Here is a 16889-nt window from a genome sequence, read left to right on the forward strand (position 1 = left end):
AGCGGGCCGTCCCCTCCCGTTCCCGCTCTCCCGGCCACAGCCGGGAGGTGCCCCGCGCGGGCGGCCGGGCAAACCTTCCGGCCGCTGCACCACTTGCCTCCTTCACCGCCCGGAGCACGGCTCCACCACCCCACCCACGAGAGGAGGGCGGATGGCATCCCCGTCCACCCCGCGGCCCACGGACGCCGCAGGCCCGCGGCCGGTCCTGGAAGCCCAGGGCATCCGCAAGCAGTTCCCGGGCGTGCTCGCCCTCGACGGAGTCGCCCTGCGGCTCTTCCCCGGCGAGGTGCACGCCCTGATGGGCGAGAACGGCGCCGGTAAGTCCACCTTGATCAAGGTGCTCACCGGCGTCCACCCCGCCGACGGCGGCGCCATCCTCGTCGACGGCCGGCCCCATGTGTTCGCGGACCCCCTCCAGGCGCAGCGGGCCGGAATCAGCACCGTCTACCAGGAGGTCAACCTCTGCCCGAACATCTCGGTCGCCGAGAACATCCTCATCGGGCGCGAACCGCGCCGGTTCGGTCTCATCCACTGGTCCGCGATGCGACAGCGGGCGGCGGAGCTGCTGACGGAACTCGACCTCGGCCTGGACGTCACCAGTCTGCTCGGATCGCACTCCCTGGCGGTGCAGCAGCTGGTCGCCATCGTCCGGGCGGTGGACGTCTCGGCGAAGGTGCTCGTGCTGGACGAACCCACCTCCAGCCTGGACCGCGAGGAGGTCAGCCAGCTCTTCTCCCTGGTGCGGCGCCTGCGGGACCGTGGTGTGGCCATCCTGTTCGTCACGCACTTCCTGGACCAGGTGTTCGACCTCTGCGACCGCGTCACCATCCTCCGCAACGGCCGTCTGGAAGGTGAGTACCCCATCGGGGAACTCACTCCGATGACCCTGGTCCAGCGCATGATCGGCGGAGAACTGGCCACCCTGGACCAGTTGTCCGGCCGTGCCCGCGAGGAAGCGGCCGGGCGGGCGACCAGCGAGCCGTTCCTGCGGGCCCGACAACTGACCCGCACGGGCTCGATCGAGCCGTACGACCTCGACGTCCATGCCGGCGAGGTCATCGGACTGGCAGGTCTCCTCGGCTCGGGCCGCACCGAGGCGGCGCGCCTCCTGTTCGGCGCGGACAGCGCGGACGGCGGAGACGTGAGCATCGAGGGCGAGAAGGTACTCCTGCGCACCCCCCGCCACGCCATCGCCCGCGGCATCGCGTTCTGCTCCGAGAACCGCAAGTCGGAGGGACTGGTGGGCGAGCTCACGGTCCGCGAGAACATCGTCCTGGCCCTGCAGGCCGCCCGCGGCTGGACCAGGCCGCTGGCCCGTGCGAAGCAGGACGAACTGGCACGGCACTGGATCGAAGCCCTGGACATCCGCCCCGCCGACCCCGAAGCGCAGGTACGCCACCTCAGCGGAGGCAACCAGCAGAAGGTCCTCCTCGCGCGGTGGCTGCTGACCGCACCCCGGCTCCTGATCCTCGACGAACCCACCCGGGGCATCGACATCGGGGCCAAGGCGGAGATCCAGAAACTCGTGGCCCGCCTGGCGAGCGAAGGCACCGCCGTGCTGTTCATCTCGGCGGAGCTGGAAGAGGTCCTGCGCCTGAGCCACCACATCGCCGTGCTCCGCGACCACCGCGTGGTGGCCACCCTCACCAATGACGACAGCGTCACGCCCGAACGCATCCTGACGGCCATCGCCACCGGAGCGGACTCATGACTCCCCAACCCGACACGTCCACGTCCACCACCTCCACGCCCACCTCCACGCCCACCTCCAAGCACCGCTCGGCGTCCGGGTCCGGGGCGCCCGGCGGAATCCGGAGACGACTGGCCGGCCACCGCCTCCTGTGGCCCACGCTCATCCTGCTGGCCCTGCTCCTCGGCAACCTCGCCTTCCAGCACGACTTCTTCTCCGTCCGCGTACGCGACGGCCACCTCTACGGCAGCCTCATCGACATCCTCCAGTTCGGCGCGCCCCTCACCCTGGTGGCGCTCGGCATGACCCTCGTCATCGCCACCCGCGGCATCGACCTCTCGGTCGGTTCCACCGTCGCCATCGCCGGAGCCCTCGCCTGCGGGCACATCTCCACCGCCGCGGATCCCGGCAGCGTCGCCACCATGCTCACGGCCGTCGCCCTCGCGCTCGGCGTCGCCCTCGTGCTGGGCCTCGCCAACGGCTTGCTGGTGTCCGGGCTGGGAGTGCAGCCCATCGTGGCCACCCTGATCCTGATGGTCGCGGGCCGCGGCGTCGCCCAGCTGATCACCGACGGCCAGATCATCACGGTGACCAGCTCCCCCTACAAGATGATCGGCGGCGGCTACTGGCTGACCTTCCCGTTCGCCGTCCTCCTGGCGACCGCCCTCGTCGCGGTCACCGCCTTCGTCACCCGCCGCAGCGCCCTGGGCATGCTCATCGAGTCCGTGGGCGGCAACCCCGCCGCCAGCCGCCTGGTCGGCATCCGCGCCGGCGGTCTGCTCGTCCTGGTCTACGTCTTCAGCGCGCTGTTCGCCGCCGTCGCCGGGCTGATGATCAGCTCCAACGTCTCCAGCGCCGACGGCAACAACGCCGGCCTGTGGATCGAGCTCGACGCGATCCTCGCCGTCGTCGTCGGCGGCACCGCCCTGACCGGAGGTCGCTTCTCCTTCGGCGGCACCGTCCTGGGCGCCCTGATCATCCAGACCCTGTCCACCACCGTCTACACCCTCGGCGTCCCACCCGAGACCACCCTCGTCTTCAAGGCCGTCGTCGTCATCGTCGTCTGCCTCGTGCAGTCCCCGGTCTTCCGGGCCAAGGTGCTGCGCCGCCGCGCGGCGACCACCGACCGATCCCCCACCACGGCGGGCGCCGCCCCGCAGCAGGAGGTACCCGCATGAGTACCGGCATCGCGGGCGCCGCCGCGGCCCTCACCCGCCCCTTCGCGACCGTGTCCCCACGCACCCGGACCCGTATCCCACTCATCGTCACGGCCGTCCTGCTGGCCGTCATGTTCAGCGTCGGATCGGTGCGCTACGAGGGCTTCCTCTCCACGCAGGTCGTGCTGAACCTGCTGATCGACAACGGATTCCTCCTCGTGGTGGCGGTCGGGGCGACCTTCGTCATCCTCACCGGCGGCATCGACCTGTCCGTCGGCTCCATGGTGGCCCTGTCGACCATGCTCACCGCCTGGCTGGTCGAGTCGCACGGCTGGCCCCTGGCCACCGTCGTTCCGCTGGTCCTGCTGGTCGGCGCCGCGAGCGGGACGCTCATGGGCTGGATCATCCACACCTTCGAGATCCAGCCGTTCATCGTCACCCTGGCCGGCATGTTCCTCGCCCGCGGGCTCTGCTACACGATCAGCACCGAATCCATCACGATCAGCGATCCCACCACGGCGGGCATCGCGCAGACGCGGCTGTACGGCCCCGGTGGACTGTTCGTCTCGGTCCCGGTGGTCATCGCCCTGGCCGTGCTGGTGATCGCCTTCGTCGTCCTGCACCACACGCGCTTCGGCCGCAACGTGTACGCGCTCGGCGGCAACGAGTCCTCCGCACGTCTGATGGGTCTCCCGGTCGGCTCGACCAAGATCGCCGTGTACGCCGTCAGCGGTCTGTGCTCCGCGCTCGGCGGCCTGTTGCTGACCTTCTACATGCTCTCCGGCTACGCCCTCCACGCCATGGGCATGGAACTCGACGCGATCGCCGCCACCGTGATCGGCGGCACGCTGCTGACGGGCGGCTCCGGCTTCGTCCTGGGCACCGCCCTCGGCGTGCTCGTCCTCGGCATGATCCAGACGGTCGTCAACTTCCAGGGCACCCTCAGCTCCTGGTGGACCCGCATCGTCATCGGCGCCCTGCTGCTCGTGTTCATCGTGCTGCAACGCCTGATGAGCGGACGCCGCCCCGCCGCCGACTGACTCCCGGCCCCGCCGCCCACCAGCCCGTACCCCCGCGTTCGCGTGCCGTGATCACCCCGTGCCTCCCGGCGCGCCCTGCGGCGGGCCGACTTCCAGGGGAACCCCGCCATGGAACACGCAAGGGAACACGCAATGGACCACGCATGTGAAACCACCCACCAGGCCGCAGAGCCCGGGCAGAGCGCCCCCGGCCCCCGGGCGGACCGTCCCCTGCGCCTGGCCGACGAGGGAACGGGGGAGAGGTGGCGTTTCGGCTTCCCCGGCCGGGCCCGCGCGGAGGTCCACACGCGCGGCGCCCGTCTCCACTCCCTGATCCTGCCGGACCGCTGGGGCCACACGGCCGATGTGGTGCTCGCCGCCCGCGACCCCGCAGCCGTCCGGGGCTCCGCACGCTACTTCGGTGCGACGGTGGGCCGATACGCCAACCGCATCGCGGGCGGCCGGCTCGTCGTCGACGGCGTCACCCACCGGCTCGCCACCCAGGAGACCGGGCACACGCTGCACGGCGGTCCCGACGGGTTCGACCAGCGCGTGTGGCGGTGCGAACCCTTCCACTCCGTGCACCGCACCGGTGTCCGCCTGTGCCTGCACAGCCCGGACGGCGACCAGGGATTCCCCGGCGCCCTGAACGTCCGCGTCACCTACACGCTGGACCGGGACGACAACCTGACCCTGTCCTACCAGGCGGTCGCCGACGCGCCGACGGTCGTCAACCTCACCAACCACGCCTACTGGAACCTCGAAGGGGAGGGGCGCGGAGACGTCCTGTCCCACCACCTCCATGTGGCGGCCCCCCTCTACACCCCCGTGGACGCCGAGCTGATCCCCGACGGCCCCCACCGCGCGGTCAGCGGCACGCCGTTCGACCTGCGCAGGCAGCGCCGGCTCGGCGAGGTCCTGACCCATGCGGACGCACAACTGGCGCTCGCGGGCGGCGGCTTCGACCACAACTGGGTCCTCGACGGCGCCCCGCGAGCCACTCCCCGCAAGGCCGCCGTGCTGTACGCCCCCGCATCCGGACGCCGCATGGAGGTGCGCACCACGGAACCGGGCATCCAGGTCTACACCGCCCAAGGCCTGACCGGTGACATCACGGGCAAGGGGGGCAGACCGTACCGTGCCTACGCGGGGGTCGCGCTGGAGACCCAGCACTTCCCGGACTCCCCGAACCGCCCCGGCTACCCGACGGTCGTCCTGCGCCCGGGTGAGCTGTACCGGTCCACCACGATCCACAGTTTCACCACGGCCACCGCCTGAGAGGGCCGATGCCGACCGACCCGCCGCCCGGAACCGCAAGGGCGGCGGGCGGCGGCTTTCGCGCCCGCCGCCCCTCCCCGTACGACGTGTCGTCGGGCCCGGGGCACGACCACCGCCAGGGAGGGGGAAATCCCCCGATGGCGGGCGTCAGGCGCCGGGGGAAGCGCTCCGGCGGGCCGTACTGGCGCGCACGATGAGCTCGGGCGCCACCACCAGGTGCGTCGACTCCGCGGTGCGGCCTTCGATGTGGTCCAGGAGCAGCCCGATGCTGTCGCGGCCGATCGAGGCGAAGTCCTGACGGATCGTCGTCAGCGGCGGCGGGAAGAACTCCGCCTCGGGGATGTCGTCGAAGCCGGCGACCGCCACGTCCTCCGGCGTGCGCAGGCCCGCCTCCCGCAGGGCCCGCAGGACACCGAGGGCCATCTGGTCGTTGGCGACGAACACCGCGGTGAGGCCCGCTCCGCGCCCCCGTGACGCCCGGACCCGGCCCGCGAGCTGCTGCCCGGCCTGGTATCCCGACAGCGGACTCCAGTCGCCGCGCAGCGGGGGCGGCACCTCGGCGCCGGCCTCCCGGAGCGCGTCCTGCCACCCCTGCGTGCGGGCCTCGCTCTCCAGCCAGTCGGGAGGGCCCGCGACATGCCACACGGTGGCGTGGCCCGACGCGAGGAGGTGTTCCGTGATCATGCGGGCGCCGAGGTTCTGGTCCAGCGACACCCCCGGCAGGTCCAGCGTGTGGCCGCCTTCCACGGTGACCACCGGGCACGGGGCCTCCAAGGCCGCCAGGGCCCGCACCGCGTCGCGCTGGGGAGTGACGGCGACGATCCCCTCCACGCCCCAGCCCGCGAGGTGCTGCATGGCCTCGGCGAGGGCCGTCTGCGTGGCGGTCCGCAGCGTGACGGCGGACGTCAGGTACCCGCGGTCCCGAGCCGCCTCCTGCACGCCCGCGACGGTGCTGGCGGGCCCGTGCAGGGTGGTGTTCACGGCGATGACGCCCAGCGTGTGGGTCCGGCGGGTGGCCAGGGCCCGGGCTGCCGAGTTACGGCGGTACCCCAGCTGCTCGATGACCTGCGTCACCGCGGCCCGGGTCTTGGCGCTGACGTTCGGGTGGTCGCTGAGCACCCGTGAAACGGTCTGGTGGGACACGCCGGCGACGCGTGCGACGTCCGTCATCGTGGGCGCTCGCGAGACGTCTGGGAGCTGGGTCAACTCTCTTCCTTTCCTCATCGAGCGGCCTTCCCTCAAGGTACCGAACCGGCCGGGGCCCGCACACGTCTCGGACCGATCGGGCGATGCTCGGCCCGCTATCGATGTTGGCGTTCACATTATGCAGCGCTCACGGCATGTTGTGGGGAGGAATCTTCTCGTACCTCTTGAGATTGCCTCTTGTTAGCGCTCACAATTCGATCGGAGGCCGCCCGGTAGCGCAGCCACGATGCCCGGTACGGCCCCCGATCAGTCCAGCCCACTCATGCGCGACCGCGGGTCCTGCCGGACGCCGGCCCCGGAGCAGCCGCCGCGCATGCCGGAGAGACGGTGAGAGCGCAGTGAGCAAGACCCCCCTCAAGGACCTCCGGCGCGAGGTCCTCGCGGCCAACCTGCGCATCCCGCAGGCCGGTCTGGCCACCCTCACCTGGGGGAACGTCAGCGCGGTGGACCGGGACGCCGGAGTCTTCGTCATCAAGCCGTCGGGGGTCTCCTACGCCGACCTCACCGAGGAGGACCTGGTGACGGTGGCACTGGAGGACGGGCGGGTCGTCGACGGGCACCTCAGGCCGTCCACCGACACCGAAACGCACCGCTGCCTCTACCGGGCCTTCCCCTCCATCGGCGGCGTGACCCACACGCACTCGACGCACGCCGTCGCCTTCGCCCAGGCACGCTGCCCGATCCCCGTGCTCGGGACGACGCACGCCGACACCTTCAACGGGCCGGTTCCCGTGACGGCGGACCTCAGCGCCGAGCAGTGCGCGAAGGACTACGAGTACAACACCGGACAGGTGATCGTCGCCCGGCTCGACGGCGATCCCCGCCGGGCCGAAGAGGTCCCCGGAGCGCTCGTCTCACGGCACGGCCCCTTCACCTGGGGCCCCACCGCGAAGGCCGCGCTGGAGAACGCCATCGTCTGCGAGGCCGTGGCGGAGATGGCGCTGCACACGCTGGCGCTGGGGTCCCGCCTCGGGGACGCCTCCGAACCGCCGAGGCATCTGCTGGAGCGGCACTTCACCCGTAAGCACGGACCGGACGCCTATTACGGCAACCCCCCGCACGGACGGGGTGCCTGAGACGGGTTGCTGCCGCAGCCGCAGCCGCAGCCGCAGCCGCAGCCGCAGCCGTCGGACGACGGTGTGACCGGCTGCGGCTCCCCGTTCACTGCGACCGGTTATGTGCGGGTCCAGCGCTGGTTGCTGCCGGTCGAGCAGGAGTAGAGCTGGATCAGGGTGCCGTTGGCGGTGCCGTTGGCGGCGGCGTCAAGGCAGAGGCCGGACTGGACTCCTACGATGGATCCGTCGGAGTTGAGGCGCCATTTCTGGTTGTCGCCGCCCCAGCAGCTGTAAATCTGCACTTTGGCGCCGTTGCCGGTGCCGCCGGCGTCCAGGCACTTGTTGCCGTAGACCCTGAGCTCACCCGCGGCGGTGTACGACCACTGCTGGTTGGTGCGGTTGTTGCAGTCCCACAGGTTCAGCTGGGTGCCGTCGGTGGTGCCGGCGCCGGGTACGTCCAGGCAGTGGCCCGACCCGACGCCCTTGATCTGTCCGGAACCGGTCCCGGGGGAGCCGCCGTTGAGCGCGTTGAGCACGGAGGCGTAGGCCGGCTTCTTGCCGCCGTTGCCGTCGAACAGCAGCGGCGACTGCTCCGAGCGCCAGGAATCGGTGTCGCGCACACCCCAGACGGTGATGCCGAGGCAGCGCGGGACGGCCAGGCAGTCGTTGGTCACGTTGGCGTAGGTCGTCGCCGAGGCGCCCTGGATGTCGAGTTCGGTGACGGCCACGTCGACGCCGAGGGCGGCGAAGTTCTGCAGAGTGGTCCGGAAATTGCCGTTGTACGGGCTGTCGTTGTTGAAGTGGGACTGGAAGCCGACGCAGTCGATCGGCACGCCGCGCTGCTTGAAGTCCCGGACCATGGCGTACACGGCCTGGGTCTTGGCCCAGGTCCAGTTCTCGACGTTGTAGTCGTTGTAGCAGAGCTTGGCGGCCGGGTCGGCGGCGCGTGCGGTGCGGAAGGCGACCTCGATCCAGTCATTGCCGGTGCGTTGCAGGTTGGAGTCGCGCCTGGCTCCCGAACTGCCGTCGGCGAACGCCTCGTTCACGACGTCCCACTGGGCCACCTTGCCCTTGTAGTGGGCCATCACGCCGTTGATGTGGTGGGTCATCGCAGCGCGCAGCGCGCTGCCGCTGAGGCTCTGCATCCAGCCGGGCTGCTGGGAGTGCCAGGCCAGGGTGTGGCCGCGTACCTGCTTGCCGTTCTGCACCGCCCAGTTGTGGACGCGGTCACCGGCGGCGAAGTTGAACTGGCCCTGCTGCGGTTCGGTGGCGTCGATCTTCATCTCGTTCTCGGGCGTCACCGAGTTGAACTCGCGGCCTGCGATCGTCGTGTACGCCGGGTCGCCCAGCCGGCCCGAGGCGATGGCGGTGCCGAAGTAGCGGCCGCTCTGCGCCGCCGCGGCGCCGAGCGTGCTCTCGGCGGCGTGCGAGGCCGGCGGAGCCACCAGCACGGCGGCCGAACCGAGGACGCCGACGAGCAGGGCCGTACGAAGACCGCCGATCAACCGGCGGACGGTGCGTGGGGGAATGGCATGTGAGCCCATGAAAGAACCTCCAGGACGGAAATGCGCGGAAGGATGGGAGCGCGGTCAGCGTGAATCCGTGTGAACGACGCCCGCGTCCCGTGACGAAGGACGCTCATCGCGAGGGCGTACAGATCCAAGGCGGCCGACACCCGGCACCCGGACAGAGACGTGACACCACGTCAGACCTCAGTCTGGAAACCCCGCTGAAACAAGTCAAGAGTTTCGAAAGCATTTCGAGAATGCGAGGTCCCTTGCGCTCTCTATGAGTCGCTCAGCATAAAGCGATCCCCATCGAAAGTATTTCGATGGGGATCGCCCAGGAAAAAGAGGAGGGGGCCCGTATTTCCCTCGGGTCGCCTCTCGTTACGCGGTCAGTGCAGGGCCGTGTTGAACTCCAGGGCCGGGTTGGCGTTGCGGACGAGGGACTTGGCCTGCTCCGGCCACCACACGCCGGCCGCGGGGTCGACGATGCCGTACTCCGGGTCGATGGTGCCGCCCGGGATGCTGCGGTTGCACTGGCCGTCGGACTGGCCGATGGTTTTGATCCACAGGTAGGCGTCGACGAGCGGGACGCGGGTGTTCGCGGTCGGCCGGTCGCCTATGCCGCGGCCGGGGGCGTTGCACCAGGTCTGCGGGTCGCCGCTGTACTTGCCCGCGGGCGGGGTCCAGGCGCCCCTGCCGTTGCGGCTGGTGTCGACGACGAAGTGGGTGAGCTCCTGCGCGGGCGGGGTGCCGACGTTCTGCTGGAACCACTGGTCGGTCCAGTGCCAGGTGGACGGGTCGTCCACGTTCACGGAGTTGCCCGGCTGCCCGTCGTTCGGTGCTGAGGGGGAGTAGTACTGGCTCGCGCACCAGTCGGGGTGCCCCCTGGCCCAGTCCGGGCCCTCGGCGGCGAACCACAGGCACTGGGAGACCCAGGTGCCGTAGTGGGTGGACAGATCGGTGGCCAGATAGTTCGACACGTTCAGCGAGAAGCCCTGGGTGCGGGTGACGCCGGCCTGGAGGAGGCGCTGCGCGATGTCGCCGACGCTGCGCCAGTGGCTGTTGCCGGCGTCCAGGTAGACGACGCTGTTCGGCTGTCGTCCCAGTGCGTCGATCGCATGGTTGAGGTCGGCGAAGCGTCCCGTGGTGATCGCACCGGTGGGGTCGCTGTCGGGACCGCAGTCGGAGGGAAGGTTGGCCAGCCCGTCCGGTTCGAGGATGACGACAGCCTTGCTGCGGCCGAGCCCCCGGGCGAAGGCGCTGATCCAGGCCTGGTACTCGGTGTCCGACTGCGCACCGCCCGAGGAGTACTGGGAGCAGTCGCGCAGCGGGATGTTGTAGGCCACCAGGACGGGAACCGTCCGGTTTCGCTCGGCGCGGCGCACCAGGTCGCGTACGCGGGATTCGACCTGCGCCGGTGTGCCGTCGGTGAACCAGGCGGCCTCCGGCCAACTGGCCAGCTTGGCCAGGGACTTGGCGCCCGCGAAGTCACCGTGGAGGAGGTCGGTGACGGCCTGGTGGGCCGCGTCGCCGTCGGGATCGACGAAGAAGCGGGTGTTCGTGGGGAGCGTGTGGGAGTCGGGCGCCGGGCCCGTCGCCGCGGAGGCGGGGGAGGGGGAGGCGGCGCCGAGGAGCAGCGTCACTGCGCTCGCTGCCAGGGCCCATCGGTGCAGGGGGATGCGCACGGGGTTCCTTCGGTAGGGGGGTCGGGACGCGGGCCCCGGCGTCGGACCGCGTGGGGGCCGGCCCGGCGCCATGGCGGGCCCGGCCCGGCGCCGTGGTCCGACCGGGCGGCCGGCCTTTCGGCGGGGAAAGACTCAGTAGCCGTAGATCATCTTGTAGGCGACCTCCGGCAGGAACTGGCCCGCCGAAGAGCCCGCCCCCACGCCGCAGTTGCCGTCGGACTCGCCGGGGATCTTGATCCACAGCAGCATCTCGGCGCCGCCGCCGCGCTGGCTGGGCGCACCGATCCGGCGGCCGGCGGGGTTGCACCACTGACCGTTGGAGCCGTTGCCGTTGCGGCTGGTGTCGACGACGAACGGCTTGGTGTAACCGTAGGAGACCAGCGCGGAGTTGACCGCGTTGCCGTAGGAGGTGTTCTGGTCGGTGGTGAAGTAGTTGGAGACGTTCAGCGAGAAGCCGTGCGCTCCGCTTACACCGGCGGCGGCGAGCTGCTGCGCCATGGTCGAGGCGCCGATCCAGCCGGGGTTCCCGGCGTCGAGGTAGACCCAGGTGTTGGGTGCCTTCGTCTTGAACTGGGCGATGGCGTTCTTCAGCATGGCGTTGCGCTCGGCGATCTGGCCGGCCGTCATGCAGCTTTCGTGGCCGAGCGCGTCGGGTTCGAGGACGACGACGGCCGGGCGGCTGCCGATGCCACTGGCGAAGGCCGCGATCCAGGCGTCGTACGCGGCGCGGCTGCCGGCGCCGCCGCCGGAGTGACCGGCGCAGATGTCCCGGTTGGGGATGTTGTACGCGACCAGGATCGGCAGCTTGTCGAAGGAGTCCGCGCGGCCGACGTAGGCGCCGGCGGCCGCGCCGATGTCGCCGCTCCAGTTGCCGAACCAGCGGGCTGCCGGGGTGTTGGCGATGGACGTCCGGATCGCCGCCGCCCGCCCGTCCCCCGGGTTCGCATTGGCCCACCGCAGGGCGGAGTTGTCGGGATCGGCGTAGAAACCGCTGGTCATGGTGGTCGGATCGGCGGCGTACGCCGGGCTGGCGTTGATCACGCCGAGACCGCCGGCGAGGACGGCGGCCAGCAGGGCGGATGCGGCTCGGACGGACTTGCGCATGGTTCTTCCTCCGATGGATGGGGAAGTGGAAGCGCTTCCAGTTTTGATGGTGCGTCGGACCGCACTGATGGGATGATTGGGTCCGTCGCCAGGGTGTGTCAAGAGGTTGAACGCGGTAGCGCCGCAACGGCCGGTATGGCGCGATTGGTTGGAAGCGCTACCAGACCTAGGCCAAGGGCGTCCTCCGCGTGCGGGCCCGAAGCCGGGACGGTGCATGGAATCATGGCCGCTGTTCGCCGTCCGCGTGAGCCCGAGGAGCAGCTTTTCCATGGAGCCGTCACCCAAGCGCATGCCCACGCTCGACGAGGTGGCCGCACGAGCCGGTGTGTCACGCACGGCGGCCTCCCGAGTGATCAACAACGCCCCGCACGTCAGCCGCGCCAAGCGCGAGGCGGTCCAGCGGGCCGTGCGCGAGCTGGATTTCGTACCCAACCCGTCCGCGCAGGCCCTGGCGACGCGCCGGGTCGGAGCGGTGGTACTGGCGCTCTCCAGCGACGAGCCGGGGCTCTTCGCGGACCCGTTCTTCGCGGAGATCATCGTCGGCGTCAGCGCGGCGCTGGAGCAGACCGATCTGGAACTGATCCTGCTGCTGGCCAACACCCCGCGCGGCCGGGAGCGGTTCGAGCGGTTGCTTCGCTCCCGCCGGGCCGACGGCGTCATGCTGATGGCACTGCGCGGCGACGATCCGCTGGCCCGCCTGGGCGAGGAAGTCGATCTCCCCGTCGTCTTCGGCGGACTCCCGCTCGTCGGGGAGCCCACGTGGTACGTCGACGCCGACAACCGGGGCGGTGCCCGTCTGGCCGCCGAGCACTTCGCGCGCACGGGCCGCCGACGGCCCGTCATGATCACCGGGCAGGTGGACGCCAGGGCCTCCGTCGCGCGGGAGCAGGGGTTCACCGAGGGGCTGCTGTTGTCCGGCCTGACGCTGCTCGGAGTCGAGCCCGGGCAGTTCACCGAGGACGGCGGCGCCGGGGCGATGGACCGGCTGCTGCGGGCACACCCCGGCCCCGACGCCGTGTTCGCGGCCTCCGACGCCATGGCCATCGGCGCTCTGCGCACCTTGCGGGAACGCGGGCTGCGGGTGCCCGAGGACGTCGCGGTGATCGGCTTCGACGACCTGGCGAGCGCCCGGCACACCAGCCCGCCGCTGACCACGGTCCATCAGCCGGTGCGGGCGCTGGGGCAGGAGATGGCCAGGATGCTGGTCAGTGCCATCGAAGGACACCGACCCACCCCGCTGATCCTCCCGACCCGCCTGACCGTGCGCGAGTCCGCCCCCGAACTGCCCGCGCCGGCCTGACCGGTGGGCGCGGTGAGAGGGGCGCGGTGAGGCGGTCGCGGTGAAAGCGGTCGCAGCGCAGACGGTCGCAGTGCAGGCGGTCGCCGTGAGGTGGCCCGCGCCGTGCCCCGGCGACGAGCGCCGGCGCCGCCGGTCCACGGCCGCGGGCGTCATCCACGCTGCTGTCCAGGCGGTTCCTCCTTGCTCGGGTACCTGATGTCGAACCACGCGAAGTGGGCGTGCCGGGTGGAGGGGCGGCCGTTGGAGGTGGCGTAGAGGCCGAGCTGGACGCTGGTGAACAGCGGGGTCAAGAAGCTGGCTTCGACGGTGGTCAGGTCCTGCCAGGCGCCGTCGGGGCCCGCGTGGGTGAAGGTGTGGCCGAAACCGCGGATGCGGACCCCCAGACGGACGGGGCCCGGGGGGACGGGAACGCCGGCCAGGACCTCGGATCCGTGGCGGAGGCTGAGTCCTTCCGTGGTGCGGAGGAAGAGGAGATGGGCGTCGTCGTCGAGGACCACGGCGAGGCCCGCCTCTTCCTCCGGTGCAGCGGGAGTGAAGTGCAGTTCGGTGGAGACGTCGCAATCGGGCTGTTCCTGGGGGCGGGCCAGGAGGGACGGGGCCGTGTGGGCGCCGAGGCGTTCGGGGCGCAGCCGCAGGCGCAGCCCGTCGCCGGTGGTCCAGAACCGCGTGCGTGGGGTGCGCAGGGTGTTCCAGTCGGCGCAGAGGGTGGCGAAGCCGTCGTGGACGGGGCGGCGATGACCGGTGTGGACGACGGGGGAGAAGACCGGCCAGCCGTCGTCCCAGGTGATCCGGCTGAGGAAGGTCTCGCGCCCGAGGGCGGAACCGGGGCGCACGCCCAGGAGGACGGCCCGCCAGTCGCCGTGCGGGGTCTGTACGAGGTCGGCGTGCCCGGTGCAGGTGACGGGGCCCTGGGCGGGTGGGAGCACCGGGTTGCCGGGGGCGCCCTCGTACGGGCCGCTCACGCGGTCGGCGCGGGCCGCCACCACCGTGTGGTCCACATCGGTGCCGCCCTCCGCGGTGAGCAGGAGGTAGGTGCCGTCGATCTTGTAGAGGTGGGGGGCCTCCGACCATCGGGCGCCCGGGTGGCTTCCCGACCACAGGACGTGCTCGGGTCCCGTGAGCCGTCGTTCGCGGGGAAGGTACTCGCGCATCCAGATCTCGGTGCGGCCGGCGGCCTCGTCCAGCACGCGGGCGGCGGTGAACCAGGCCCGGCCGTCGCCGCGGTGCGTCCCGTCGCGCGCCCCGCCGTCCGTTTCGCCGTCCGTCTCGCCGCCCGCCCCGTCGTCGAAGAACAGCGACGGGTCGAAGCCCTCGCCGTCCAGCCAGTGCGGCTGCGACCACGGCCCCGCCGGGTCGGTCGCCGTGACGACGAAATGGCCGGGGCCGTCCATCAGCGTGCAGACGAGGTGGAAGACCCCGTCATGGTGCCGGATCGTCGGTGCGAACAGACCCCGTGAGGGCGCGCACCCGTCGAGGTCGAGCTGGGAGGGCCGGTCGAGCGCGGAGCCGATGCGCCGCCAGTCCACGAGATCGCGGCTGTGGAACACGGGAAGTCCCGGGAACCATTCAAAACTTGACGTCACCAGGTAGTAGTCCGCTCCCACCCGGCAGACGGACGGATCGGGCCGGAACCCGGGCAGCACGGGATCACCGGAGAAGCCGTTCATGGCACCGGGACGGTCTCGACCGGCACGGACAGCACCCGGTCGGCCCCCGGATGACGTACGGGACCCTCCAGAGTGAAGGAGCCCTGGAGCGGAAGATCCCCGCTGGACCGCCCGACGGCCACGCCGATCTCCCCCGGTTCCACTCTTCTGCGCAGGTCGAGCCCGGTGAAGGAGGTCCGGTCGGCGTGGACGCGGAAGGTGACACGGGCGGCCGCGCCCGGCCGCAGCTCGACCCTGGCGAATCCGGCGAGCCACCGCTGCGGCCGGACGACGGACGCCACCGGGTCCGAGAGGTACAGCTGGACGACCTCCGTCCCGGCCACCTCGCCCACGTTGCGTACGGTGACCGAAACCGCGACGGCCCCGTCCGTCGCGGCGACGGGGTCCACCGAGAGCTCCGAGTACGAGAAGCTGGTCCAGCTCAGCCCGTGTCCGAAGGGGAACAGCGGGGTCGGGTCCGCCGAGCTCCAGTCGGTGTGCCCGCCGAGCCGGGCGTGCAGGTAGGTGCCGGGCTGGCCGCCGACCTGCCGGGGAATGGAGACGGGCAGCCGCCCGGAGGGTTCGGCGGCGCCGCCGATGATCCGGGCCAGCGCCGTGCCGCCCTCCTCGCCGGGGAAGAAGGCCTGCACCACGGCCGAGGCGCGCTCGGCCAGCGTGCCGAGCGCGTAGGGCCGTCCGGAGACGAGGACCAGGACGGTCGGCACCCCGGAGTCCAGCACGGCGCGGGCGAGTGCGGCCTGGTCGCCGGGCAGGTCGAGGGTCTCGGCGTCGCAGCCCTCGCCGGAGGTGCCCCGGCCGAACATGCCCGCCCGGTCCCCGAGCACCAGCACGTTCACGTCCGGATCGTCGTCGGTGACGGTGAACCCGGCAGCGGTGAGCGCCTCGCCGAGCGTCGGTATCTCCAGCCCGAGGTCCCCGGGCAGCGCGACGTGGTTGGGGAAGGAGTAGCAGCCGAGGAAGGACCGGGGGTCGTCGGCGTACGGCCCGCTGACCGCCACCCGGCACGGGCGCAGCGGCAGGATGCCGTCGTTGGCGAGCAGCACGGTGGACCGTTCGGCCAGGAGCCTGGCCAGGGCCCGGTTCTCCGGCGGATCGAGGTCGACCGGCTCGGGCGTGACGGGTTCCCAGCCGGGGTCGAGCAGGCCGAGCCCGGCCTTCTGGAGCAGGACCCGTTCCGCGGCCCGGTCGATGAGCTCCTCGGACACGCTTCCCGACCGTACGAGTTCGAGCAGCGGCTCGCCGTAGCAGCGGGCCGTGGGCAGCTCGACGTCGATTCCGGCGGTCAGCGCCAGTGCCCCGGCCGCGCCGCGCGATCCGGTGACACCGTGCCGGGTCTCCAGGAAGGAGACGGCGTAGTAGTCGGCGACGACCACACCGCTGAAACCGAGCTCATCCCTGAGCAGTCCGGTCAGCAGCCGTTCGTCGGCGGCCACGGGGACACCGTCCACATCGGTGTAACTGTTCATCACCGAGCGGGCACCGCCCTCGCGCAGGGCCCGTACGAAGGGCTCGACCAGCACGTCGGCGAACTCGCGCGGTCCCGAGGCGACGGGGGCCATGTTCCGGCCGCCGCGCGAGGCCGAGTACCCGGCGAAGTGCTTGAGCGTCGCCACGACCCCGGCGCCCTCCAAGCCCTGTACGTAGGCGGTGCCGATGGCTCCGACGAGATAGGGGTCCTCGCCGACGCACTCCTCGGTCCTGCCCCACCGGTAGTCGCGGACCACGTCGAGCACCGGAGCGAGCCCCTGGTGGACGCCGACCCGCCGCATCCCCGCGCCGATGACGCCGGCCATCTCGCGCACGAGCCCGGGATCGAAGGAGGCGCCCCAGGCCAGCGGCCCGGGGAAGACCGTAGCCCCGAACGTCATGAACCCGGTCAGGCACTCCTCGTGGGCGAGCGCCGGGATCCCGAACCGGCCGGCTCCGGTCACCTGCCGCTGGAGCGAGGCGAGCCGCCGCATCCCGGCTTCCGCGGTGATCGGCGCGGTGCCGTACACCCGGGTGAGCTGGCCGAGCCCGTGGGCGACGATGTCGTCGAGGCCCGGGGCGGACTCGCCGGAATCGTCCTCCATGGGCGCGACCGGTACGCCCGCGTCCGAGGGCAGCGCCCAGAAGCCGGCGAGCTGGCCCGCCTTCTCTTCCAGCGTCATCCGTTCCAGCAGATCGGCGACTCGTACGGACACGGGCAGGAGGGGGTCGCGCCAGGGCTCGGTCAAGGAG

At 71.5% G+C, this 16889-nt stretch carries 12 protein-coding genes; 6 read left to right on the forward strand and 6 right to left on the reverse strand.

Translation table 11 applies throughout. The annotated features are described in order from the left end of the window. Window positions 1-151: 151 nt before the first annotated feature. The 4 genes from AC07DU_RS13015 to AC07DU_RS13030 all read left to right on the forward strand — a co-directional run bounded on the left by AC07DU_RS13015 (window position 152) and on the right by AC07DU_RS13030 (window position 5144). Window positions 152-1711 carry a sugar ABC transporter ATP-binding protein gene (locus tag AC07DU_RS13015; RefSeq protein ID WP_479111259.1) on the forward strand — a complete coding sequence of 520 codons (1560 nt, stop codon included), beginning with the start codon at window positions 152-154 and terminating at the stop codon, window positions 1709-1711. Beyond that, window positions 1708-2868: an ABC transporter permease gene (locus AC07DU_RS13020; RefSeq protein WP_479033341.1), complete on the forward strand. Its 1161-nt coding sequence runs from the start codon at window positions 1708-1710 to the stop codon at window positions 2866-2868. Before AC07DU_RS13015 ends, AC07DU_RS13020 begins: the two co-directional genes overlap by 4 nt. After that, the gene (gene yjfF, locus AC07DU_RS13025) at window positions 2865-3887 is read left to right on the forward strand and encodes a galactofuranose ABC transporter, permease protein YjfF (RefSeq protein ID WP_360897017.1); all 1023 of its coding nucleotides are present in this window, start codon (window positions 2865-2867) and stop codon (window positions 3885-3887) included. The genes AC07DU_RS13020 and yjfF overlap by 4 nt, the downstream gene beginning before the upstream one ends. Before the next feature lie 132 nt (window positions 3888-4019). Beyond that, window positions 4020-5144, forward strand: coding sequence for an aldose epimerase family protein (locus tag AC07DU_RS13030; protein ID WP_479111261.1), 1125 nt, complete (start codon window positions 4020-4022; stop codon window positions 5142-5144). A gap of 147 nt (window positions 5145-5291) precedes the next feature. Here the strand turns inward: AC07DU_RS13030 and AC07DU_RS13035 are convergent, their stop codons facing one another. Further along, a complete protein-coding gene (locus AC07DU_RS13035) occupies window positions 5292-6368 on the reverse strand; it encodes a LacI family DNA-binding transcriptional regulator (protein WP_453371553.1) in 1077 nt (358 codons plus the stop codon). Between the two features lie 320 nt (window positions 6369-6688). On the opposite strand from AC07DU_RS13035, the gene araD reads away from it, so the two are divergent. Beyond that, a complete protein-coding gene (gene araD, locus AC07DU_RS13040) occupies window positions 6689-7426 on the forward strand; it encodes an L-ribulose-5-phosphate 4-epimerase AraD (protein ID WP_392055620.1) in 738 nt (245 codons plus the stop codon). Window positions 7427-7524: 98 nt separating this feature from the next. Here the strand turns inward: araD and AC07DU_RS13045 are convergent, their stop codons facing one another. The 3 genes from AC07DU_RS13045 to AC07DU_RS13055 form a co-directional block, all read right to left on the reverse strand. Beyond that, window positions 7525-8949 (reverse strand): endo-1,4-beta-xylanase, encoded by a 1425-nt coding sequence (locus AC07DU_RS13045; RefSeq protein ID WP_479111263.1) that lies wholly within the window; start codon window positions 8947-8949, stop codon window positions 7525-7527. A gap of 353 nt (window positions 8950-9302) precedes the next feature. Further along, window positions 9303-10598: a glycoside hydrolase family 6 protein gene (locus AC07DU_RS13050; RefSeq protein WP_479111265.1), complete on the reverse strand. Its 1296-nt coding sequence runs from the start codon at window positions 10596-10598 to the stop codon at window positions 9303-9305. A 132-nt stretch (window positions 10599-10730) separates the two neighbouring features. After that, window positions 10731-11702: a glycoside hydrolase family 6 protein gene (locus AC07DU_RS13055; protein WP_479111267.1), complete on the reverse strand. Its 972-nt coding sequence runs from the start codon at window positions 11700-11702 to the stop codon at window positions 10731-10733. A gap of 268 nt (window positions 11703-11970) precedes the next feature. On the opposite strand from AC07DU_RS13055, the gene AC07DU_RS13060 reads away from it, so the two are divergent. Then, entirely contained in the window at window positions 11971-13002 is a 1032-nt protein-coding gene (locus AC07DU_RS13060) for a LacI family DNA-binding transcriptional regulator (protein ID WP_479111269.1), read from the forward strand. A 149-nt stretch (window positions 13003-13151) separates the two neighbouring features. Here the strand turns inward: AC07DU_RS13060 and AC07DU_RS13065 are convergent, their stop codons facing one another. Continuing rightward, entirely contained in the window at window positions 13152-14669 is a 1518-nt protein-coding gene (locus AC07DU_RS13065) for a glycoside hydrolase family 43 protein (protein WP_479111271.1), read from the reverse strand. After that, window positions 14666-16885: a glycoside hydrolase family 3 N-terminal domain-containing protein gene (locus AC07DU_RS13070; protein ID WP_479111273.1), complete on the reverse strand. Its 2220-nt coding sequence runs from the start codon at window positions 16883-16885 to the stop codon at window positions 14666-14668. Before AC07DU_RS13070 ends, AC07DU_RS13065 begins: the two co-directional genes overlap by 4 nt. Between the last annotated feature and the right edge of the window lie 4 nt (window positions 16886-16889).

The sequence above is a fragment of the Streptomyces sp. NPDC045695 genome (genome assembly GCF_056432025.1).